The 22,197-nt window shown below is 67.5% G+C and carries 23 protein-coding genes; 17 read left to right on the top strand and 6 right to left on the bottom strand.

Annotated elements, in window-relative coordinates; translation table 11 throughout:
- Positions 1-243: 243 nt before the first annotated feature.
- Genes A9975_RS22585 through A9975_RS22570 form a run of 4 tightly spaced genes read left to right on the top strand, consistent with a single transcriptional unit; the run spans position 244 to position 3,915 of the window.
- Entirely contained in the window at positions 244-1,023 is a 780-nt protein-coding gene (locus tag A9975_RS22585) for a GntR family transcriptional regulator (RefSeq protein ID WP_183034753.1), read from the top strand.
- A gap of 50 nt (positions 1,024-1,073) precedes the next feature.
- On the top strand, positions 1,074-2,102 hold the full coding sequence (locus A9975_RS22580; RefSeq protein ID WP_370565254.1) for a tripartite tricarboxylate transporter substrate binding protein: 1,029 nt from the start codon (positions 1,074-1,076) through the stop codon (positions 2,100-2,102).
- Positions 2,099-3,406, top strand: a complete 1,308-nt coding sequence (locus A9975_RS22575) for a 3-isopropylmalate dehydratase large subunit (RefSeq protein ID WP_174426171.1) — start codon at positions 2,099-2,101, stop codon at positions 3,404-3,406. Before A9975_RS22580 ends, A9975_RS22575 begins: the two co-directional genes overlap by 4 nt.
- Positions 3,403-3,915 (top strand): 3-isopropylmalate dehydratase, encoded by a 513-nt coding sequence (locus tag A9975_RS22570; RefSeq protein WP_183034752.1) that lies wholly within the window; start codon positions 3,403-3,405, stop codon positions 3,913-3,915. The genes A9975_RS22575 and A9975_RS22570 overlap by 4 nt, the downstream gene beginning before the upstream one ends.
- Positions 3,916-3,955: 40 nt before the next feature.
- Here the strand turns inward: A9975_RS22570 and A9975_RS22565 are convergent, their stop codons facing one another.
- Positions 3,956-4,663, bottom strand: a complete 708-nt coding sequence (locus A9975_RS22565) for a phosphoribosyltransferase (protein ID WP_183034751.1) — start codon at positions 4,661-4,663, stop codon at positions 3,956-3,958.
- Between the two features lie 408 nt (positions 4,664-5,071).
- Between A9975_RS22565 and A9975_RS22560 the strand changes: the two genes are divergently transcribed.
- Positions 5,072-5,254 (top strand): hypothetical protein, encoded by a 183-nt coding sequence (locus tag A9975_RS22560; protein WP_183034750.1) that lies wholly within the window; start codon positions 5,072-5,074, stop codon positions 5,252-5,254.
- A 99-nt stretch (positions 5,255-5,353) separates the two neighbouring features.
- On the opposite strand, the gene A9975_RS22555 is transcribed toward A9975_RS22560, so the two are convergent.
- The 3 genes from A9975_RS22555 to A9975_RS22545 all read right to left on the bottom strand — a co-directional run bounded on the left by A9975_RS22555 (position 5,354) and on the right by A9975_RS22545 (position 9,660).
- Positions 5,354-5,530, bottom strand: a complete 177-nt coding sequence (locus A9975_RS22555) for a CsbD family protein (protein WP_183034749.1) — start codon at positions 5,528-5,530, stop codon at positions 5,354-5,356.
- Between the two features lie 423 nt (positions 5,531-5,953).
- Positions 5,954-7,609: an EAL domain-containing protein gene (locus A9975_RS22550; protein ID WP_255503376.1), complete on the bottom strand. Its 1,656-nt coding sequence runs from the start codon at positions 7,607-7,609 to the stop codon at positions 5,954-5,956.
- Positions 7,606-9,660, bottom strand: coding sequence for an ATP-binding protein (locus A9975_RS22545; RefSeq protein WP_255503375.1), 2,055 nt, complete (start codon positions 9,658-9,660; stop codon positions 7,606-7,608). The genes A9975_RS22550 and A9975_RS22545 overlap by 4 nt, the downstream gene beginning before the upstream one ends.
- Before the next feature lie 383 nt (positions 9,661-10,043).
- Between A9975_RS22545 and A9975_RS22540 the strand changes: the two genes are divergently transcribed.
- Both A9975_RS22540 and A9975_RS22535 read left to right on the top strand, forming a co-directional pair.
- Entirely contained in the window at positions 10,044-10,649 is a 606-nt protein-coding gene (locus A9975_RS22540) for a response regulator (protein WP_183034748.1), read from the top strand.
- Positions 10,650-10,804: 155 nt separating this feature from the next.
- The gene (locus tag A9975_RS22535) at positions 10,805-11,248 is read left to right on the top strand and encodes a nucleoside deaminase (RefSeq protein ID WP_183034747.1); all 444 of its coding nucleotides are present in this window, start codon (positions 10,805-10,807) and stop codon (positions 11,246-11,248) included.
- 163 nt (positions 11,249-11,411) lie between these two features.
- On the opposite strand, the gene cynS is transcribed toward A9975_RS22535, so the two are convergent.
- Complete coding sequence (gene cynS, locus A9975_RS22530) at positions 11,412-11,855, bottom strand: cyanase (protein ID WP_183034746.1); 444 nt, start codon at positions 11,853-11,855, stop codon at positions 11,412-11,414.
- An 87-nt stretch (positions 11,856-11,942) separates the two neighbouring features.
- The gene (locus A9975_RS38155; protein ID WP_255503374.1) at positions 11,943-12,068 is read right to left on the bottom strand and encodes a hypothetical protein; all 126 of its coding nucleotides are present in this window, start codon (positions 12,066-12,068) and stop codon (positions 11,943-11,945) included.
- A 435-nt stretch (positions 12,069-12,503) separates the two neighbouring features.
- On the opposite strand from A9975_RS38155, the gene A9975_RS22525 reads away from it, so the two are divergent.
- The 10 genes from A9975_RS22525 to A9975_RS22480 all read left to right on the top strand — a co-directional run bounded on the left by A9975_RS22525 (position 12,504) and on the right by A9975_RS22480 (position 22,197).
- A complete protein-coding gene (locus tag A9975_RS22525) occupies positions 12,504-12,695 on the top strand; it encodes a DUF4089 domain-containing protein (RefSeq protein WP_174425783.1) in 192 nt (63 codons plus the stop codon).
- Positions 12,692-14,104, top strand: coding sequence for an AtzE family amidohydrolase (locus A9975_RS22520; RefSeq protein WP_183034745.1), 1,413 nt, complete (start codon positions 12,692-12,694; stop codon positions 14,102-14,104). The genes A9975_RS22525 and A9975_RS22520 overlap by 4 nt, the downstream gene beginning before the upstream one ends.
- Entirely contained in the window at positions 14,062-14,808 is a 747-nt protein-coding gene (locus A9975_RS22515) for a GntR family transcriptional regulator (RefSeq protein ID WP_370565247.1), read from the top strand. The genes A9975_RS22520 and A9975_RS22515 overlap by 43 nt, the downstream gene beginning before the upstream one ends.
- Before the next feature lie 89 nt (positions 14,809-14,897).
- Positions 14,898-15,890 (top strand): ABC transporter substrate-binding protein, encoded by a 993-nt coding sequence (locus tag A9975_RS22510; RefSeq protein WP_183034744.1) that lies wholly within the window; start codon positions 14,898-14,900, stop codon positions 15,888-15,890.
- Between the two features lies 1 nt (position 15,891).
- Positions 15,892-16,656: an ABC transporter permease gene (locus A9975_RS22505; protein WP_183034743.1), complete on the top strand. Its 765-nt coding sequence runs from the start codon at positions 15,892-15,894 to the stop codon at positions 16,654-16,656.
- Positions 16,653-17,486: an ABC transporter ATP-binding protein gene (locus tag A9975_RS22500; protein ID WP_183034742.1), complete on the top strand. Its 834-nt coding sequence runs from the start codon at positions 16,653-16,655 to the stop codon at positions 17,484-17,486. Before A9975_RS22505 ends, A9975_RS22500 begins: the two co-directional genes overlap by 4 nt.
- Positions 17,487-17,985: 499 nt before the next feature.
- Complete coding sequence (locus A9975_RS22495) at positions 17,986-18,318, top strand: YXWGXW repeat-containing protein (RefSeq protein ID WP_183034741.1); 333 nt, start codon at positions 17,986-17,988, stop codon at positions 18,316-18,318.
- Positions 18,319-18,526: 208 nt separating this feature from the next.
- Positions 18,527-19,951 (top strand): mannose-1-phosphate guanylyltransferase/mannose-6-phosphate isomerase, encoded by a 1,425-nt coding sequence (locus A9975_RS22490; protein WP_150989110.1) that lies wholly within the window; start codon positions 18,527-18,529, stop codon positions 19,949-19,951.
- Entirely contained in the window at positions 19,938-21,158 is a 1,221-nt protein-coding gene (gene gmd, locus A9975_RS22485) for a GDP-mannose 4,6-dehydratase (RefSeq protein ID WP_183034740.1), read from the top strand. Before A9975_RS22490 ends, gmd begins: the two co-directional genes overlap by 14 nt.
- 91 nt (positions 21,159-21,249) lie before the next feature.
- A complete protein-coding gene (locus A9975_RS22480; protein ID WP_370565299.1) occupies positions 21,250-22,197 on the top strand; it encodes a GDP-L-fucose synthase family protein in 948 nt (315 codons plus the stop codon).

The raw sequence follows: 22,197 nt of genomic DNA, 5'->3' as shown, positions 1-22,197 counted from the left end.
GGGTCTCAACCCTTCGGATGACACCCGGCCGTTGCAGTCCGTCACGGCATGCGTTGTCCTGCCAGACAGTGGCTTTCCTGTGTGGAGATTGCGCTGCATGCTGCCTATGCGGTGCGCGCACGCAACGCCTGCGCAACGTTTAAGTAACTAATAGGCAACATATGGCAACATGACTAGGCTCTATGTCTGATTTAAAGTACATTAAGGCTAATTCAAACCTGTCGCCCAATCACAAGGGAAACCATGAGTGAAGCCGTCGTTCCCCTGTATCACCAGATTTACGTGGTACTACGCCAACAGATCGTGGAAGGCCGTTTTGGTCAAGGCCCCTTGCCCGGTGAAATCGACCTCGCCAAGCAGTTTCACGCCTCGCGCGTGACCATGCGGCGCGTGTTCGATCGCCTGGTGCAGGAGGGTCTGGTGCGCCGTCACCGTGGCCTTGGCACCTTTGTCAACCCGCATCCGATCAAGCCGGTCACGCTCGGCGACCGGTCCGGCAGCCTGCTCGACAACATCATCGACATGGGTCAGAAGACCTCGGTCAAAGTGATCTCGATCGACGACGTGCATGCCACGCCGGAAGTCGCCGAGGCGCTTGGCCTGCAGCCGGGCGACCCGGTGGTCAAGGTGGTGCGCGTGCGTCACTACGGCAGCCGCCCGCTGTCGCACATCACAGCCTATTTGCCGGCCGACCTGGGCCGCGGCCTGAACCGCAAGGATCTCGAGATCACGCCGATGCTGCGCCTGCTCGAGAGCGCGGGCGTGAAGCTTGGGCGCGCCAGCCAGACGCTCTCGGCCCGGCTGGCCGACGTGGTGGTGGCGCCGTTGCTGGACGTGCCGGTGGGCGGTGCGCTGCTGGCGGTGCGCCGCGTGGTGCTGGACAAGGCTGGCCGCCCGGTGCAATTCCTGCTTGGCCAATACCGTCCGGACCGCTACGAATACCGCATGGAACTCTCTCCCGCCGGTGGCGACAGCGCCAACGTGTGGGTGGAGAGCGAAGCACGAACGGGGCTGCGCGAGTAAGAAAAGCAAGCGATACTGCACGCTCACGATCTTCCTGGAAGGAAACCGCGATGCCTGCTCCCCGCATGGGCCGACCACTCTCCCAAGCGCTCACGCGCCCCTCGCGCCGCAAGGCAATGCGCGGGCTGCTCTACGCCGCCGCCAGCCTTGGCTTGCTTGCGCAGGCGCCATCGGCGCGCGCCCAGGTGGCCGGGCGCAAACCCATCCGCATCCTGGTGGGGGCGCCAGCCGGAGGCACCACGGACACGCTGGCGCGCACCATCGCCCAGGAGATGTCCCGGGAGCTGGACCAGCCCGTGCTGGTGGAAAACCGCCCGGGTGCCGGCGGCAATATTGCCGCCGACCTGGTCGCCAAGAGCGCGCCGGACGGCACTACCTTGCTGATGAGCTTCACCAGCCACACCATCAACGCCACGCTGTACAAGAAGCTGCCCTTCGACCCAGTCCAGGATTTCTCGCCGATCACGCTGGTGGCGACCGTCCCCAGCGTGCTGGTTGCCACGCCGAGCCTGCCCGCGAATAACATCCCGGAATTGATCCAGCTGGCCAAGAGCAAGCCCGGCAAGCTGAATTTTGCGATCGGCTCGGTGGGTTCGTCCGTGCATCTGGCCGGCGACATGTTCAAGATGATGACGGGCACCTACATCGTCAACATCCCCTACAAGGGCACCGCGCCGGCCATTACGGACCTGCTCTCGGGCCAGGTCGACCTGATGTTCGCCAGTACCTTCAACGTGCTCCCGCACGTCAGGAGCGGGAAACTCAAGGTGCTTGGCGTCACCAGCCCGGCGCCGCTGCCGCAGTTCCCTGGCGTCGCGCCGATCGGCGCCACCGTCAAGGGGTTCGAGTCCAGCGCCTGGTTCGGCCTGTTCGGCCCCGCCGGCCTGCCACCGGACGTCTTGCAGGCGCTTTACCAGGCCGCCCGGAAGGGCCTTGAGGCGCCCGCGGTGCGCAAGCGCCTGGAGCTTGACGGCGCGCAGCCGGTCGGCAATTCGCCAGAGGCCTTTGCCGCCTTCGTGCGCAATGACATCAAGCGCTGGGCCAAGGTGGTCAAGTATTCGGGAGCCACGCCGGAATGAGACCACTCGCCGGGCCCGCCCACACGCCGGCCACGTTGGCGCAAAAGCTGGTTGCGCGGGCTGCCGGTCTCGAGAGAGTCACGCCGGGCACCATCGTGACATGCCGGGTGGACCTGGCCATGTCGCACGATTCCAGTGGCCCGCGCCGGGTGGCGCCGCTGCTGCGCGAACTGGGCGCCAAAGTGTGGGACCCGGAGCGCTATGTGGTGGTGACCGATCACTACCTGCCCGCAGCCGATCCCGAGGCAGAGGCGATCGTGCGCTTCACCCGCGACTGGGTCCGCGAGGCACGCCTGCCTCACTTCATCGACGGCGAAGGCATCTGCCACCTGGTATTGCCCGAACACGGCCACGTGCTGCCGGGACGCTTCATCGTGGGTGGCGATAGCCACAGCCCCACCGGCGGCGCGTTCGGGGCGTATATGTTCGGCATCGGCGCGACCGAGATGGCCGGCGTGCTGGCCACCGGCGAGATCTGGTTGCGCGTGCCGCATACCATCCGCCTGCAATGGGACGGCAAGCTCTCGGCCGGGGTTTGCGCCAAGGACATCATGTTGTTCCTGTGCGGCCGGCTGGGACTGGATGGCGGCCGCTATGAAGCCATCGAATACACCGGCGAGGCCGTGACGGCCCTGCCCATGCAGGAACGCATGACGCTGACCAACATGAGCGCCGAGCTCGGCGCACAGACCGGCCTGATCGCGCCCGACGCCACCACGCGGGCCTGGCTGGCGCAGGCCGGCGTGCCCGCCGCGAAGCTCGACGCCATCGCGCTCTCGCACTGGCGCACCGAGCCCGGCGCGCCAGTGCTGGCAAGCCACCGCTTCGACGCGGCGGCACTGGCGCCGCAGGTGGCCGCGCCGCATTCGCCAGCCAACACCGGCCCGGTCGACCAGGCCGCCGGCCAACGCGTGGACATCGCCTACCTGGGCGCCTGCACCGGCGCCAAGCTGGAAGACCTGCGCATGGCTGCCAGCGTGCTGCGCGGCCGGCGCGTGGCGCCGGGGGTCACCTTGCAGGTGGCGCCCGCCTCGCTGCGCGACCAGCGCCAGGCCGAGAGCGAGGGCACGCTGGCCATCCTGCTGGACGCCGGGGCGCAATTGCTGCCCAATGCGTGCAACGCGTGCGCGGGCTATGGCCCTTCCCGCTTTCCTGCCGACAGCCGCGCCATCGCCTCGACCGCGCGCAACTTTGCCGGCCGCATGGGCGAAAGCGGCAGCGCGGTCTGGCTGGCTTCACCGCTGACCGTGGCGGCATCCGCCGTCACCGGAAGCATCACCGACCCGCGCGGTTTGCTGCCATGAGCCCAGCCCCCATCCCCCCCCTTCCTGGCGGCCGGATCTGGCGCTTTGGCGACAACGTGGATACCGACCAGATGGCACCCGGCACCCATATGAAGGGCGGCGTCGAAGAGATTGCCCGCCACTGCCTGGCCGGGCTGCGCCCCGAGTTTCCAGCCACGGTGCGCCCCGGCGACCTGCTGGTGGCCGGTCGTAACTTTGGCGTGGGTTCCTCGCGCGAGCAGGCGCCACAGGCACTGCGCCATCTCGGCCTGGCCGCAGTGATCGCGCCGTCTTTTGCAGGCCTTTTCTACCGCAACGCGATCAATCTGGGCCTGCCGGTGCTGGTCTGTCACGACGCCACGCGCCTGGTGGATGGCGGGGCGGCGAGGCTGGAACTCGGGCAGGCTTGCCTGGTGCTGCCCGATGGCAGCCGCGTGGCTTGCGAGCCGATCCCCGAATTCCTGCGTGCCCTGCTGCAGGCCGGCGGGCTGGTGCCGCACCTGAAGGCCAGGCTGGCGGCGCAGCGCTAAAGGCGCCCGCACAGGCGGCAGCGCAGCCAGCCGCGTAACCTCAGGCCGGGCGCCCGCAGGCACACTGGCGCAGCAAGGCCATCACTTCCTCATCCGTGGTCTGCCTGAAATCCAGGTAGAAGGCGCCCACGGCGCCAAAGCTGGCTGGCACGTTCAGGCAGATCACCTCGTCCGCCGACGCGCGCAAGCTGGCCTCGCCTTCGATGGAGGCAACCGGCACGGCCGCCACCACCCGCTTTGCCTGCGCCCGGCGCACGCCTTCCAGCGCGGCGCGCATGGTGGCGCCGGTTGCCACGCCGTCGTCCACCACGATCACAGTGCGCCCGGCCATGGCCGGCACGGGCGCACCGCCGCGATAGCGCTGCTGCCGGCGCCCGATCTCGTCGAGCTGGCGGCCGCGCTCGGCATCGAACGCACCGCTGTCACGCGCGCGGCGCGTCCAGGGATCGTCGTTTGCCACAGTCAGCGGCACACTGCCGGCGGCGTCGCCCTCCACGACCGCGCCCAGCGCCAGCTCCGGATAGCCGGGAGCGCCAATCTTGCGGACCAGCAGGATATCGAGCCGGCCTTCGAGGATCCGCGCCACCTCAAAGGCAACCGGCACACCGCCGCGCGGCAGCGCCAGCACCAGTGGCGCCTCGCCAGCCGCGGCGGCGCCAAAGCCGCGTTCCGCCAGGTGCCGTCCAAGAAAGATCCCGGCTTCGCGGCGATCGGCAAAGCACGGCGGCAATGGCGGGAAGCGGGACATGGCTGGCTCCTGCAATGGGTCGGTCGGGCCGGGGCAGGCCAGTGCCGCAGCGGTGCTAGCACGCGACCACGGCAGCGAGGCAGCGCGGCATGCGCGCGCACTAGCCAAATATAGACCGATAAGGCTGGCGAATCGAGATGGGGAAAAGGAATCCGGAAAGGCATGCGGGATGGGACGGCTAAGGCACCGTGCATGCCCGATCACCGCGCCACGTGCTGGCGGCGCCTCGGCCAGCGCGCAATTGGACGTGATTGCGCAACAGTGTATTTTGCCAGGGCCGGATTATCTTTCCGGCGCGTTTAGCTAACATGGCCCGTACCGATGGCAGCCACACGCATCGCCATTTCACCAGCGCCAGCTACGAGGCATCTCCCCGTGGCACGCCAGTCAGAGTCAGCGAGAACGCACATGAGCACGCATCAAAATTCCACGCACGACACCCAACGCAAAGACCGGGCGGTCACTGACGCCAGCGGCCTCGGCCTCGATATCCCATACGGCTCGCTCGACGCAGCGGCACTTGCCGAGCTGCCGTATACGTTCCGTCCCGTCGGCACCGCCACTCGCTTCTACAGCGAGTGCTTCAGCTGAGCCCCTGAACGCAGCAACGCCGCCGGTGCCCCGGGGTCGCATGACCCCGGGGCACCGGCGGCGTTTTCCATGGCGTCATTGCGCCATCGCGCTCACGCGCTAGCGGGTACGCTTGGCGTCTTCCTTGGCGTCACCATAAGCGGCCTGCGTCTTGCCGGCGATCTGCTCCACCTTGCCCTTGATCTCGGTGCTGGCGCTGCCGGTCACCTTCCCGGCAACTTCCTTCACCTTGCCCTTGGCTTCCTCGATACGGCCCTTCACTTGATCCTTGTTCATGGTCAGCTCCAGTTTTAGCGACGGTACAGGAATGAATCGCCCTCCAGCGGCGGGGCCGGCAATCTCGCCGTGCCCGCGTCGTTCCCACATGCATGGACAGGAGGGCGCTGAGATCAGCTTAGGCAGTCGCGGCGGCTTTGCGTGTCAGGCGGCGGCTGTAAGCCCTGTAGGACGAATGCCCACGCGTCTGCGATAGAGGCGCGAATGAGGCCCAGCGTCAGGGGAGACAGGAAAATCAACAGGGAAATCAAAAGAGCGCCTCGCGTAGGAACACGAGGCGCTGGCCGGCAAGGAGATTCCAGCAGGGAGGCGCATAGCCCGACGGGGAAAGTAAGGCTACACGCGAATTCTATATCATTTTTATCAATTGAAAATAGGGCGAATGTTTCATATTTGCGCATAGATCGGTCCGGCGAAACACCGTCAGACGCACTCCGGCACACCCAGGCTGCCGCCAGGCAACGCTGCCGGCACGCCGCGCTCGAGATGCGCGGGCAGCCACTCGCATAGCCCGTCCCGCGTCAGCGGGCGCGCGAAGTGATAGCCCTGCCCCAGGCGCACGCCCTTGCCCGCCAGCCACGCGCGCTGCGCCTCGCATTCGATGCCTTCGGCCACCACCGCCAGATCCAGGGCATGGGCGAAGTTGATGGTGACATCGACAATCTGCCCGCTCACCTTGTCGCCAGGATCGGCCTGCACAAAGATGCGATCGAGCTTGAGGAAGTCCACCTCGAACTGCTTGAAGTAGGCCAGCCCGCAGTAGCCAGTGCCGAAGTCGTCCACCGCCAGCTTGATGCCGCGCGCCTTGGCACGCTGGATCGCACTGCGCTGGTGCTCCACCAGCGAGACGGCATCGCGCTCCGTGATTTCGAGCACCGGGGTCACGTTGGCCCGCAGCAGCGCGAATAGCGGCGAGTCTTCGGCCCAGAAGCCCGCGTCGTCAAAGTGCTCGCTGGTGACGTTGAAGGCGAGATGGAACGCGGGCGGCAACGCCAGCGGCTCGAGATCGCGCAGCACGCGGGGGATCAGGTGCAGCGTCAGCGCGACCGCCAGATGCTGTTGCTCGATGGCCTGGATGAAATGCTCCGGCTCGAGCAAGCCGCGCCGCGGGTGCGCCCAACGTGCCAGCACTTCCAGCCCCGTGCACAGCCCGCTCTCCAGATCGACCACCGGTTGGTAGTAAGGCACGAACTCGCCGTTGCGCAGCCCGCGCTGCAGCTCCGCGGCGAAGGAGCGGCGCGCCGCCCGGCGCGAATGCAGCCCCAGCACCACCAGCGCGGCGATGCCCGCGGCCAGCGGTGGCAGCACCATGTACTTGAGGCACTCATTCAGCACCAGGCTGTGCGGCGCGCTCGCGATGACGGTGATCGGGTGTCCCGTCAGTGGCCGGATATCGACAATGCCATGCGCGCCCTGCCCGGCGTCATCACGCCGCACCAGGGCTGGGGCACCGGCATGCTCGCCCGCGCCGCCCAACTCGCCACCAACGCCGCCAACGCCGCCGTTGAGCATGAAACGTGTGCCCGCCACCTCGATCTCGATACCGGGAAACCCCAGCTTGCCCGCCGACTGCACCATGTCGGCCAGGTAACGCCCCTCCACCCAGACAAGTACGCCGCCGCCCGGGGCGGTGCCTAAGAACACGGCAAGCGCCATGCTGCCGCCGCGAGGGGGTTTGGCAAGGAGGTACTGCAACCCGGGCTGCCAGTTCAGTAGTTCGCCCAGGGGGGTCGCGATCTCGCCGCGCACCGCCGAGCAATAGCGCATGCCGCGCGCCACCAGCACCACATCGCGGATATAGGCGGTGTAGGCACCCTGCTCCTGCAACTGGCGCGCCACGCCGCGGCACGGCGCACCCACCAACGCGCGGTCCTGGTAGGCAATGTCAAGCGTATCGGCCAGCGCGAGTTCCAGGTTGTCACGCACCGCCGACGACATGCGCTCCACGCGCTCGCGCGCATCGTGCGCGGCCAGCATCACGACCAGCCATAGGGCCAGGCCGGTGGCAAGCAACGCCGCCAGCAAGGCGGGCCGCCGCGCCCCCACGCTGCCCGCTTCTCCCCGCAGCCAGCGCTTCATGTTGCTGCCGGCAGGCTGAGGGTGACGACGGTGCCCTTGCCGATCTCACTGGCAAGCGTGATCTGCCCCTGATGCACCGCCACGATCTCGCGCACGATCGCCAGGCCCAGGCCGTTCCCCGTTGCATTGCCCTGCCGGTTGGCCCGGTAAAAATTGTCGAACGCCATGCCCGCTTCTTCCTTCGTCATGCCGATACCCCGATCCTCGACCCTGACCGAGACCTTTTCCTGCTCTAGCGGCAGCGGCTCGACCGTGACGGTAACTTCGTCTTTCCCGTCAGAATACTTCAGCGCATTTTCTATCAGGTTGCGTATCGCCTGTGTCAATTGCGCGCGGTCCGCCAGAACGTGCAGCGGCACGCCGCCATCGATCACGCGCACCCTGCCCGCTTCGGCGAACTCGCCCGCCACCGTCTCGCGCACGAGCGTGGCCACCTCCACGCGTTCACGCTCGAGCATGCCGCTGCTGCGGGCTTCGATGCGGGCCAGGTCGAGCAGGTCGGACAACAGCGCATTGAGCTGGCCGGCACGGGCGTGGATGGCATGATAAATGCCGCTGCGCCGCTCCACCGGCACCACATCGGCACTCAACAGTTCGGCATAGCCGGCAATGCCCGCCACGGGCGCCTTGAGCTCATGCGCGGCCGCGGAGACAAAATGGGATTTCATGCGGTCATGGCGCAGTTGCGTCGTCACGTCGCGCAGCACCAGCACCAGGCCGCCGCCGCTGGCCGCATGCACGATGCGCACCTCGTAGGCGGGCGACACCGCCATGTCGAACTCGACGATGCCGGCGAACTCCCCGGCCGGTTCGGCCCGGTCCAGCTCCGCCAGCAGCTGCTCGGCGCGGCAGGCCTGCCGCGCCGCACGCCGGCCACGGTAGAGCCAGTGGACAAACTCGCGCTGCGTGGCGCCGCGCAGCCGCGACAACGACACGCCCAGCAATTCGCACAGCGCGGTATTGGTCTCGTCGATCACACGGTCGCGGCCAAACACCGCCACACCGTCGGGCATGGCCAGAAACAGCCCGCGCAAATGCTGCTTCTTCTCGGCCAGGATATTGCGCACCACGGTCTCGCGGTCGGCCAGCGCGGCGAGCTGGCCGACCGCGATGACCTGCCTGACCTGAAAGAACATCACCAGCACGGTGACCACGCAGGCAATCGCGATCCCCGCGCGCAAGCGGTCGTGGTAGCTGGCAAGGGCCGCATCGCTGCTGATGCTGGCCAGCACCGCGAGATTGCGCCCGGGAAGGCGTTGGATGGCGTAGATGCGGCGGGCACCATCCAACCCGCCGACGGCCGTGATGAGGCTGTCCTGCGTGCCGGCCAGCGCCTCGCGCAACGCGGAGCCGGGCAACAGCACCTGGCCCGGCTGGCAGCTTTCCTGGCTCCAGCGCGCACGCACTACGAAGTCGTCGGTGCCGGCCAGCAGCACTGTGCCTGAGTCACCCAGGCCCGCCTTGGCGTAGACCTGCGACAGGTAGCCGGGGTCGAGCGATACCACCACCACGCCCGCGAAGCGGCCATCCCTGGCGCCCACGATGCCTCGGGACAATGGCATGGACCAGTGGCCGCTGACACGCCCGACAATGGGCATGCCGACATACAGCGACGGCAGCGCACGGCTCTCGTGCACGCGGAAATACTGGCGCTCGCTCAGGTCCGCCGACTCGAAGCCCGTGCTGGTGGATGCGCGCAGCCTGCCGGCGCGGTCGAGCACGGATACCTCGAGAAAGGGGGCGACGGCAAGGTAGCCGCCACGCTTCCATTGCGCCAGCGGCAGCGCGGGCCCGCGCTCCACCACGGCGCCACCAACGAGCGACGCGATCTGGTCGGCCTCGGCCAGCGTACGCTCGGCATGTTCGCCAAGCAGCCCGGCCACGCGGGCCAGGCCGGCATGCACGTGCCGCAATTCGGCCGCACGGTCCCATAGCCCCAAGCCGGCGAGCGCGCACCAGATGCAGACCACGATGACAATGCCCGACCAGAACGGGTGTCTCGCGCAGCGATGCGCACCTGCCAATGCCTGTCGGTAGATTTCCAGCCTCATGGGAAAGCTACCAAAAAACGAATATATTGTTCATCACAGCCGTGAATCGCAGCCTTCGATACTAGTCCGCGCGTGCGTGCGCCCCGCGCACCCTCCGGGTGCCGCTGCCTGAAGGCAGCCTGCTTGCGGCAAAACTTCACAGTATGATCTATTCGGCTGCGCCAGTCCGCTCGCACTGGCCCATCGCCCCGGGATATCCGGCGTAGCCGGCCAGGCGCATCGCGAAGCGTTAACTTCGACGGTTCAGGCGAGGCTTTATCATAATTGCGTGTTTTCCTGGCATTAAGTTGCGCTTAGGCAGCTTTCCGAAGAATAATGAAAACAATACGATACGTAACGCCGCAGCCTCGCCCGGCGCGCGTTGCGTCAGTTGAAGAGGCCATATGACCGATCTGCGCTTTTATTCCACCAGGACCGCTGCCGAGATGCTGGGCGTCTCCCTGCGCACGGTCCAGCTCTGGGTCGAAAATGGCCGGCTGCCCGCGTGGAAGACCGACGGCGGACATCGCAGGATCCCGGCCGATTCGGTCGACCGCATGGTGGCCGACCAGCGCAGCCAGACCGCCGCGCCCGCGACGGCGGCAGCCGCCCCGGCGGGAAGGGCATTTCGCGTACTGCTGGTGGAGGACGACGAACACCTGCTGCAGATTTACCGCATGGCGCTGGAAGCCCTCAACCCGTCGGTCGAAATACTCGAGGCCACGAACGGATACGACGGCCTGCTGCTCATTGGCAGCAGCAAGCCCGACCTTGTCCTGCTCGATCTGATCATGCCTGGCATCGATGGCTTCCGCCTGTGCAGGACCATCGACGCGCAGCAGGAGTTTGCCGCCACGCGCATCGTCGTGGTGACTTCGCTGGACAAGCATGCCATTGCGGACCGCGGCGGCATTCCCGGGCATATCCGTGTCTTTTCCAAGCCAATCCCGATGTCCGTGCTGCAGTCGCTGGTAGTGACCTTGCAGGTCGGCCCTGGCACGCCAGCCTAGGATTTGGGCAGGCGCAATGGCGGGATTCGGCGTCGCCATTGTATATCATTTTTTTCAAATACCCTGGCGCGAAAAGTTTCATATTTACGCGTATCGCGTGCGGCAAGGGGCTGCCTGCTTCTGCTCTAGCCACACTCCCCTCCCGGAGATCCCCCATGTCTATCCATGAACAACACCTGCGCGAAGCTGTACGCCTGGCGCACGCCAATCGCGCGCGCGGCGGCCGCCCCTTTGGCGCGGTGCTTACGCTCGATGGCGAACAGGTGGCGACCGGCGTCAACGACATCGTGCACAGCTTTGATCCCACCACGCATGCGGAAATGCAGGCCATCCGCGCCGCATGCCGCAAGCTCGGCCGGCCGAGCCTCAAGGGTGCCGTGGTATATGCCAGCGGCCATCCGTGCCCGATGTGCCTGGCCGCGTTGATCATGACCGGCGTGCAGGCGGTGTACTACGCCTTCGACAATGCCGACGCCGCGCCCTACGGGCTTTCGAGCGAGGCCACCTACCAGGCGCTGCGCCTGCCGCTGGACCCGCCGCCGCTGCCGCTCACGCGCCTGCCGGCAGGGATGACAGCAGCGCAACTGTATGGGGCATAGAGCGAAAACCAAACGCAAAAACGGGCCGCAAATGCAATGCGTACCCGTTTCTGCGTGACCAACGGAACCCGTTCCGTACCCGTTTCTGCGTGTTTTTCGGCAGCCCGGAACAGGGGGCGTACCCGTTTCTGCGTGGCGCAAGGCGCCTGGGTGCCGGCCCCGGTCAGTAGGTTTTGTAGGGCAGGAACTTGCCCGACATCTCTATCTTCACGCGATCGCCGTTCGGATCGGCCTCGCGCTGCAGGTCCATGCGGAAATCGATCGCGCTCATGATGCCGTCGCCAAACTCTTCATGGATCAGCGCCTTGAAGGTCGTCCCGTAGATGCTGACCAACTCATAGAAGCGGTAGATCAGCGGATCGGTCGGCACGGGAGTTGGCAACGAGCCCTTGTAAGGCACGGTGCGCAGCCACGGCTCGGCCTCCGGCGGCAAACCGAAGATCTCCATCACGGCCTGCGCGCCGGACGCGTCGAAGGCCATCTGGCCCAGGCACGCGGCGGTCGTCCACTCCTTGCTCTTGCCGACCTTCTCGGCCACATCAGACCACCGGATGCCTTTGGTGACCTTGGCCTCGATGATCAGGTCGGTGATATCGCTGCGATTCATTTGCGCTCCTCTGGATTCTGGATTGGTTTTGGGGGGACTTTTGGGAGGACGGATGCGGCAACGGGACGGCACTAGCGCCGGACGATGTCAGGGAAGCCCGTCCAGCCGCGCGCAAGCCGCGGTGCGCGCGTTGTCATATCGCGCCAGCGCGGCAAAGGACGTAGCACCCGGCACAAGCGCCTGCAGCGCCAACACGACAAGAAGGATAGGCATCGCACCTCCGCAGGTTCATGCGCACTGGATGGTGTCGCGCCCGGCACGCCTCAGGCACACATCAGGATATGTCACCGCGTGCCAGTGTGGGAATGACCACGGGCGCACTCCCGTGGCAATGCGCTCCGCGCAAGGTTCATGCCACTGCACTGGGCACTGGACGCTTCGCCAGACGGTGCCTGCAAGCGCGGGGGCTACACATGGGCGCACCAAGGCCGATGCGGCGCACGCACTGCCGCGGGGAATCACGCCGCGCGTGCGCACCTGTCATCGCACTCTCGCCCCCAAGCGGTGCAGCACGAAAGGCGGAATCCTGCCGCACGCCGTGCCTCGCGCCGCGCCGCACGTGGCACAGCCATTGCTTGCATACAAGATCGCATACAAGCAGGGCACGACGGCCGCAGCCTGAGACCCACGAACTCCCGGAGAAACGCCATGACCCAACTTTGCGACGAGACGCTGGCGCACTACGCCCGCAGCGCGCTCAAGCTGCACGGGCTGGAGCTGCCCAAGGACGCCGAGGCGCGCGTGATCGAACAATTCCTGCGCGTGGCCGCGGTCGCGGCGCCCATGCTGGCGCACCCGCTGGACGCGCACGACGAGCCGGCTCCGGTGTACCGGCCATGAACGCGCGCGAACCCGTGTTCGAATCGGCGCTGGCGATCCGCAGCGACATCGACACCGGCGCGCGCAGCGCGCTGGATGTGGCCACCGCCACGCTCGCGCGCATCGAGGCGTGCGACCCGCTGCTGCACGCCTTCACCGCCGTGACGCGCGAGCGCGCGCTGGGCGAGGCGCGCCGCGTCGACGCGCTGCGCGCGCAGGGCGCGCGGCTGCCGCCGCTGGCGGGCGTGCCCTATGCGGTGAAGAACCTGTTCGACGTGGCCGACCTCACCACGCTGGCGGGCTCTCGCGTGCTGGCCGGCGCCGCACCGGCCCGGCGCGACGCGGCGCTGGTTTCGCGCATGCGCGAGGCGGGCGCGGTGCTGGTGGGCACGCTCAACATGGACGAGTTCGCCTACGGCTTCACCACCGAGAACGCACATCGGGGCACCTGCCGCAATCCGCACGACCTGGCCCGGGTGGCGGGCGGCTCCTCCGGCGGCAGCGCGGCGGCGGTGGCCGCGGGCCTGGTGCCGCTGTCGCTCGGCTCGGACACCAATGGCTCGATCCGCGTGCCGGCGGCGCTCACCGGCATCTTCGGGCTCAAGCCCACCTATGGGCGGCTGTCCCGCCGCGGCAGCTATCCGTTCGTGCACAGCTTGGACCACGTCGGCCACTTCGCGCGCTCGGTGGCGGACCTCGCGGCAGCCTACGATATGCTGCAGTTCGCCGACACCCGGGATCCGGCCTGCGCGCGCCGCCCGCTCGAAGCGGTCAGCGGGCAGGCGCCGACACGCGTGCGCGCGGCACGCCTGGGCGGCTACTTCGACGACATGGCCGGAGCCGATGCACGCGCCGCCGCGCAGCGCGTGGCCGATGCGCTTGAAGCCACGGGCGTGATCCATCTGCCGGGCGCGGCAGCCGCGCGCTCGGCCGCCTTCGTCATCACCGGCACCGAGGGCGGGCACCTGCACCGCGAGCATCTGCGGCACCAGTACGCGCAGATGGAGCCGCTCTCGCGCGACCGCCTGGCCGCCGGGCTGGTGCTGCCGGCCGCGTGGTATGTGCGCGCACAGCAAGTGCGCGCGGCCTTTCGCCAGGAACTGCTCGACGCCTTCACGCGCACCGAGCTGCTGATCGCCCCGGCCACGCCGGTGGCTGCGCCGCTGGCCGGACAGGAGAGCATCGAGATCAATGGCCAGGTACTGCCAGCGCGCGCCAGCCTGGGCCTGTTGACCCAGCCCATTTCGTGCATCGGCCTGCCGGTGCTCACGGTGCCGCTGGCCGGCCCCGACGGCCTGCCGCTAGGCGTACAACTGATCGCGCCGCCGTGGCGCGAGGACCTGGCCTTTGCCGCCGCCCAGGCGCTGGAGGCCATGGGCGTAGCGGCATGCCCGAGGCCCTGCGCATTGCTCGCGCGGGCCGCGGCATGAGCGGCGCCGAGGTCCGCGTGGTCTCGCGCGCCGAAGCGGTCTACGCGCAGCTGCGCGACGACATCTTCGAGTTCCGCATGCTTCCCGGCGACCGCTTCACCGAGGGCGAGATCGCCCAGCGCCTGGGCGTGTCGCGCACGCCGGTGCGCGAGGCGCTGCTGCGGCTGCAATCCGACGCGCTGGTGCAGGTGTATTTCCGCAGCGGCTGGGAGGTGGTGCCACTGGATTTCACGCGTTTCGACGAGCTCTACGAGCTACGCAAGCTGATCGAGGTCAATGCCGTGCGCATGCTGTGCACGCACGCCACGCCCACGGTGGATCACGGCGCGCTGGCCCAGCTTGCGCAGTTCTGGCAGGTGCCGCAGGACGCGCGCCTGGACGACGGCCGCCTGGTGGCGCAACACGATGAGGCCTTTCACGCAGCACTGGTAGCGGCGGCGGGCAACCGCGAAATCGCTAGCGTGCACCGGCAGGTGACCGAGCGCATCCGCATCATCCGCCGGCTGGATTTCACCTACGCCGCGCGCGTTGCCGCCACCTACGACGAGCACGCCGCCATCCTGCGCGAGATCCAGCGCCAGCGCGCGGAGCAGGCCGTGCTGCTGCTGTCCAGCCATATTGAAGAAAGCCGCGCCGAAGTGCGCAAGATCACGCTGCACCGCTTGCAGACGATACGCACCGACGGCGCGCGCGCACGCACCTGACATGCACCGGGATAGCACCGCACAGGCGCGGCACGCCCCGGCGTCTGCGGACTTTTTTTTCCCTCCACTCCTTTTGTCGCGAGATCACCATGACCGATTCACGATTCAACCCACGCCGCCGCCTCGCCCTGCGCCAGGGCCTTGCCGCCGGCGCGATGCTGGCCGCGCCAGCCATCGTGCGCGCGCAGACGCCGAAGATCCGCCTGGGCTTCTGGCCGATCGCCGGCGGTATCCCGCTGTACGCGGGCATCGAGACGGGGCTGTTCAAGCGGGCCGGCCTGGAGGTGGAGGCCGTGAAGTTCGCCAGCGCGCAGCAGGTGGTGGAAGCCATGATCGCCGGACGCATCGAGGGCTCGGCCAACGGCACGGCCTCCGCGGCGCTGGGCCTGGGCGAGATCACCTCGCCCGGCCTGTGCAAGATCTTTGCCGCCAACCCGTCCAACGCCACACTGCTGCTCGATGAAATCCTGGTGGCCAAGGACAGCCCCTTCAAGACCCTGGCCGATCTCAAGGGCAAGCGCATCGGCTGCGGCCCCGGCATCCAGAACGTGACGCTGGCCAAGGTGATCTTCGAGAAGAACGGCTACACCGACGTCAAGCCCGTCGAGTTGCCGGTAGGCCAGCACGTGGCCGCACTCGCCGCGGGCCAGCTCGACGCGGTCTACACGCTGGAACCCACGGGCACCGTGGGCCGCCTCAACGGCACCTGCCGCGCGCTGGAGTACGGCGTGATCTCGCGCTACGTGCTGGGCAACGCCAGCCTGCCGTGGTTTGGCGGCTCGGCTTCGCTGACCTCAGCCTTCCTCTCTTCCAGCCCCGAGTTGTCGAAACGCTTTATCGCCGCCTACGGCCAGGCCATCGACATGGTGCGCAAGGACCCCGTCAAGGTGCGCCCCTTCCTGAAGGGCTACACCAGCATCGACGACCAATTGGCCAAGGAGGTGCCGCTGCCGGGCTTCACGCTCTACAACGAGTTCAAGCCGGCCGATATCGAGGCCTTCCAGAAATTCTTCGACGTCTTCCACGACCGCAAGCTGTTTGCCCGCCGGGTGCCGGTGGCGGACATGCTCTACCGGGGCTGACATGCGTGCATCCAACCTGGCGCCGCGGCTGCTGCCGCTGATCGGCCCACTGGCGCTGCTGGCGCTGTGGCAGGCAGCGGTATCGGCCAAATGGGTCAACCCGGTGCTGCTGCCATCGCCAGCGGCAACGCTCGGGGTACTGTTCACAAGCGTTGCCGACGGGTCCATCAACGCGGACCTGCTGGCCACCGTGTCGCGCACCTTCTACGCCTTTGCGATCGCCGCGGTGATCGGCGTGCCGCTGGGCGTGGCGCTGGGCAGCTCGGTCCCGGCCTATCGCAGCGTTGAGTTCCTGATCGACTTCTTCCGCTCCACGCCGTCATCCGCGCTGATTCCGCTGTTCATGCTGCTGTTCGGCCTGTCGGATGCGAACAAGATCGCTATTGCCGCCTTCGCGGCGGTGCTGCTGATCCTGTTCAACAGTGCGTATGGCGTGATGAACGCCAGGAAGACGCGCGTGCTGGCGGTGCAGGCCATGGGCGTATCGAAGTGGCACGTGTTCAAGGACGTGCTGCTGATGGAGAGCCTGCCGCAGACCTTTGTCGGGCTGCGCACCGGCGTGTCGATGTCGCTGGTGATCGTGATCGTGGCGGAGATGTTCATCGGCTCCGACACGGGCCTCGGCCACCGCATCATCGATGCGCAGCAGGTCTTCAATATCCGCGGCATGTATGCCGCCATCCTGGTCACCGGCGCGCTTGGCTACGTGCTCAACCTGGCCTTCTTCATGCTGGAGAAGCGCTTTGTCCACTGGAGCGGCAAATGAGAGTCCTGCAATCGGGGGCCGGCGTGGCCGACGCGCCGCCGCCATCGGCGCTGGTGGCCGCACCGGCCGGGCGCGAGGTCCATGTCACCATCCGCGGCCTGTCCAAGGCCTTCGGCGGCGTGCCGCTGTACCAGCATCTCGACCTGGACCTGCCGCGTGGCAAGATCGTCTCGATCTTTGGGCCCAACGGCTGCGGCAAGTCGACGCTGATCAACATGGTGGCGGGCCTGTTGCCGTTCGACCGGGGCGAGGTGCTGTTCGATGGCAAGACGCTGCGCCAGACCGTGATCGGCTACGTCTTCCAGAACTACCGGGACGCCCTGCTGCCGTGGATCTGCGCGCGCGACAACGTGGCCTACCCGCTGCGCCGCAAAGGCATGCCGGAGGCACAGGTCAAGGCGCGCACCGAGGAACTGCTGCGCACCTTCGACGTGCGCTTCGACGTCAACCGCTTTCCCTACGAGCTCTCGGGCGGGCAGCAGCAGCTGATCTGCATCATGCGTGCGCTGGCGCCGCGGCCCGAGGTGCTGTTCCTCGACGAACCCTTTTCTGCGTTGGATTTCGAGACCACGCTGTTCATTCGCGACAAGCTCCAGGAGGTACAACTGGCGGAGGGCACCACCATGGTGATCGTCTCGCACGACCTGGAAGATGCGGTTTTCCTGGCCGACCGCATCCTGCTGCTGACGCGCCGGCCCACGCGCGTGGCCGAGGCGATCGACTTCGACATGCCGCGCCCGCGCGATGCGCAGGCGGTAGCCGATCCGCGCTTCATCGCCACCCGCGCGCATGCGCTGGCGGTGTTCCAACGCGAGGTGCGGGCCCGCTGAGGCGCGCGCAAACGGGCCGCTGCAGGGGCAAATCTTTGCGAGAGTCATTTCCGATGTAACGCCACATTACGGGACCGGCCACGGTCCCGTTTTCTTTTCGAGGCTGCGGCCGGCCCCGCGCCACCCCCCGTGCGCCCAATGCCGGCAAGGCCTGGCGGGCGACGCGCAAGGGCCCGGAAAGCCTCGCCAAAGGTGAAGCCGAGGCCCTTGAAAGTGTGATTGCGCCTTACAAGTGCAAGCACACCGGCGCGAGCCCGATGGCTACAGTGAGGCCATGTTCAACGCGAAGCCAGTCACGGAGTCCCCAACATGAAACGCGCCATTGCCCTGGTTGTCCTGCTCTGCTCCGCAGCGTCCCTGCTGTCTGCCTGCATCGTGGTGCCCCCGCGTGGCGGCCCGCCGCCGTACCGTTACCACGACCGCTATTGAGCGGCTGCAGGTAACACGCACGCGCCGCCCCCGAAATCCAACGCATCGCTCGCACCCCTGGAGTTGAACCATGAAACGCCAACTGCTGCTCGCCCTCACTACCCTTGCCGCCGGCGCCGCGCTTGGCCTGATCTCGCCGGCCCAGGCCCAGGCCTATCCCCCGGGCTACCACGGCAGCCCGCACATGCGCCCCGCGCCGCCCCCACCGCGCTATGAACCGCGCCCGCCGCGCCGCCCTGGCCAGGCATGGGTGCCCGGACACTGGAACGCCAACGGCGGCAGCTATGCCTGGCGCGGCGGCTACTGGCAGCGCGAACGCCCGGGTCACCGCTATGTGCCCGAGCGCTGGGTGCAAAGCCCGCGCGGCGGCTGGGTGATGCAGCCCGGCTACTGGGCCCGCTAAGCCGATCCTCCCCGGCCATCTAGCCTCGTACGCCGTCTCCGCCTTGCGCGCAGACGGCTTTTTTTTTCGTGCTTGCCTGGCGCACGCCGTCGAGTGTGTGCTAGCCAACAGTCCCCCTCGCGGCCCGGCATTACAGTCACCTCACTACCCGTCACCCGGCTCAGCGCGAACGCGAGCCAGGCTTCGTGCTGCGTGAAGGAGACATGCCATGGCAGACGACAAGCAGATCGTACCGGTCATCCTCTGTGGCGGCGCGGGCTCGCGGCTATGGCCATTGTCGCGCGACGGCTATCCCAAGCAGTTCCTGCGCCTGCTCGGACAGGACTCGCTGCTGCAGGACACCCTGTTGCGGGTGCGGGAGATTCCCGGTGCGCAGGCCCCGATCCTGGTCAGCAACGAAGCGCACCGTTTCGTGGTGGCCGAGCAGGCACGGGAGGCAGGCTGCGCGTTGTCCGCCATCGTGCTCGAGCCGCATCCGCGCAATACCGCGCCGGCCGCGGCAGTGGCCGCGCTGCAAGCGCGCAGCGACGGCGCGGACCCGGTGCTGCTGGTGCTGCCTTCCGATCACCTGATCCGCGACCGCGCCGCCTTCACCCAGACCGTGTGCCAGGCCAGCGCCGTGGCCGCAACCGGCGTGGTGGTGACGCTGGGCGTGGTGCCCACGTTCGCGGCCACCGGCTACGGCTATATCAAGGCGGTGCCCAGCAATACGGCTGACTTGCTGTCGGTCGCACGCTTCGTGGAGAAGCCCTCGCTGGAGATGGCCACCGGCTACTTGCAGGAAGGCAACTGCTTCTGGAACAGCGGCATCTTCCTGTTCCGCGCCTCCGTCTATCTCGCCGCGCTGGAGCGGTTCGCCCCCGACATCCTGCTGGCCGCGCAGGAAGCGATGGTGCGCGGCCACCGCGACCTGGATTTCTTCCGGCTCGACACCGACGCCTTCGCCGCCTGCCGCTCCGACTCGATCGACTACGCCGTGATGGAGCACCTGCGTGACGCGCAAATGGCGCCGCTGTCCGCCGACTGGAGCGACGTGGGCTCCTGGGACGCGGTCTGGAAGGCCGCCGAGAAGACCGCCGATGGCAACGTGGCCATCGGCGACGTGGTCACGCACCATGCGCAGGGCTGCCTTGTCCACGCCTCGCACCGGATGGTGGCGGTCGCCGGCCTGGACGACGTGATGGTGGTGGAAACACCGGACGTGGTGCTGGTGGTCCACAAGGATCACTGCCAGGACGTGAAGCAGCTGGTGGAAACGGTGCGCGCCCAGGGCCGCCCCGAGGCCACCCAGCATCGCAAGGTATACCGGCCCTGGGGCGCCTACGACGCGGTGGACCACGGCACGCGCTACCAGGTCAAGCGCATCACGGTCAAACCTGGCGCCAAGCTCTCGCTGCAACTGCATCACCACCGTGCCGAGCACTGGGTGGTGGTTTCCGGCACGGCGCGCGTGCGCCGCGGAGACGTCGAGTACCTGCTGACCGAAGACCAATCCACCTATATCCCGATCGGCGAGGCGCACAGCCTTGAAAACCCCGGCCGGATCCCGCTCGAACTGATCGAGATCCAGTCCGGCTCCTACCTTGGCGAAGACGACATCATCCGGATGGCAGATATCTATGGGCGCACATGACCTCGAACCCTTCGGCCGGCTCGCGGCCACCGAGCTGCAGCCCGAGTCCAGCGGCAACACGGGCAGCGGCGGGGCGCAACGCCCGCGCCGCGCGCTGATCACCGGCATCACCGGCCAGGACGGCGCCTACCTGTGCGAGCTGCTGATTGCCAAAGGCTACGAGGTGCACGGCATCAAGCGCCGCAGTTCGCTGTTCAACACCGAGCGCATCGACCACCTGTACCAGGATCCGCAAGCGCCCAGGCGCAGCCTGATCCTGCATCACGGCGACATGACCGACACCGCCAGCCTGGTGCGGGTGGTGCAGCAATCGCAACCTGATGAAATCTACAACCTGGCGGCGCAAAGCCACGTGCAGGTGTCGTTCGAGGAACCGGAATACACCGCCAACACGGACGCGCTGGGCACGCTGCGCCTGCTCGAAGCCGTGCGCATCCTTGGCCTGGAGAAGCAAACCCGCTTCTACCAGGCGTCCACATCCGAGCTGTACGGCCTGGTGCAGGCAACACCACAGAAGGAGACCACGCCGTTCTACCCGCGCAGCCCCTATGCGGCCGCCAAGTTGTACGCCTACTGGATCACGGTGAACTACCGCGAGGCCTACGGCATGTATGCCTGCAACGGCATCCTGTTCAACCATGAGAGCCCGGTGCGCGGCGAGACCTTTGTCACGCGCAAGATCACGCGGGCGATGGCGCGCATCGCGCTGGGGCTGCAGGACACGCTCTATCTCGGCAACCTGTCGGCCCTGCGCGACTGGGGCCACGCGCGCGACTACGTGGAAATGCAGTGGCTGATGCTGCAGCAGGACAAACCCGAGGACTATGTGATCGCCAGCGGCGAGCAGCACAGCGTGCGCGAGTTCGTGCAGCTGGCCGCCCTGGAGCTCGGCATCACCGTGCGCTTCGAAGGCGAAGGTGCCGATGAGGTAGGCGTGGTGGCGCGCGTTGATGCCGCCACCTGCCCGGTGGCAGCGCGCTGCAAGCCAGGCGACACGATTGTGCGCGTGGACCCGCGCTACTTCCGCCCGACCGAAGTCGAGACGTTGCTGGGCGACGCCAGCAAGGCGCGCGAACAGCTGGGCTGGGCGCCGCGCACGAGCTTCGGGGCCCTGGTGCGGGAAATGATGGAGGCGGACTTTGCCGCGGCGCGGCGCGATGCGTTCGTCAAGCTGGCTGGCTTCCGGGCCTATGACCATCATGAGTGAAGCCGGCGCCGCAGTGTCAAGTGAGCCCGCGCCGCCGTCCGTACCCCTGCCAGCAGGGCAATCGCGGGTGTTCGTGGCGGGCCACCGCGGCATGGTTGGCTCCGCCATCGTGCGTGCGCTGGACGCGCGTGGCCAGGCCGATATCGTCACGCGCGGCCACACCGAGCTCGACCTCACCGACCAGCAGCAGGTGCGCGCGTTCTTCGCCACCCAGGGCATCGACACGGTCTACCTGGCAGCCGCGCGCGTAGGCGGCATCCACGCCAACCACACCTTTCCCGCCGAGTTCATCCAGCAGAACCTGATGATCGCGGCCAACGTCATCCACGAAGCCTGGCGCGCGGGCGTGAAGCGCCTGCTATTCCTCGGCTCGAGCTGCATCTACCCGAAGTTCGCGCCCCAGCCCATCAGCGAAGCCGCGCTGCTTACCGGGCCGCTGGAGCCCACCAACGCCCCCTACGCCCTGGCCAAGATCGCCGGCATTGCGCTGTGCGAGAGCTACAACCGCCAGTACGGCACCGACTACCGCAGCGTGATGCCGACCAACCTCTACGGCCCGGGCGACAACTATCACCCCGACAACAGCCACGTGATACCGGGCCTGCTGCGGCGCTTCCACGAAGCCGGCATGGCCCACGCCCAGCACGTGCCGGTGTGGGGCAGCGGCACGCCGCTGCGCGAGTTCCTCTACGCGGACGACCTGGCCGCGGCATGCCTGCATGTGATGGCGCTGCCCGAGGACGTGTACCGCCAGACCGCGCCGGCCGGATTCCTGAACGTGGGCAGCAGCGAGGAAGTCAGCGTGCGCGAACTGGCGGGGCTGGTAGCGCAGACCGTGGGCTTTCGCGGCGACATCGTCTTCGACAGCGGCAAGCCCGACGGCACACCGCGCAAGCGGCTCGACTGCACGGCCCTTGCCGCCACCGGCTGGCAACCGGCCGTGGCGCTGCGCGACGGCCTGCGGCTGGCCTACCTGGATGCACTGCAGAGCGGAAGGCTGGCGCATGGCACAGCACCGGCACAACACGTGGAGGCCTGA

This window comes from Cupriavidus sp. UME77 (assembly GCF_014170355.1).
Lineage (GTDB): Bacteria > Pseudomonadota > Gammaproteobacteria > Burkholderiales > Burkholderiaceae > Cupriavidus > Cupriavidus basilensis.
This window is presented reverse-complemented; position numbering and strand designations above follow the sequence as displayed.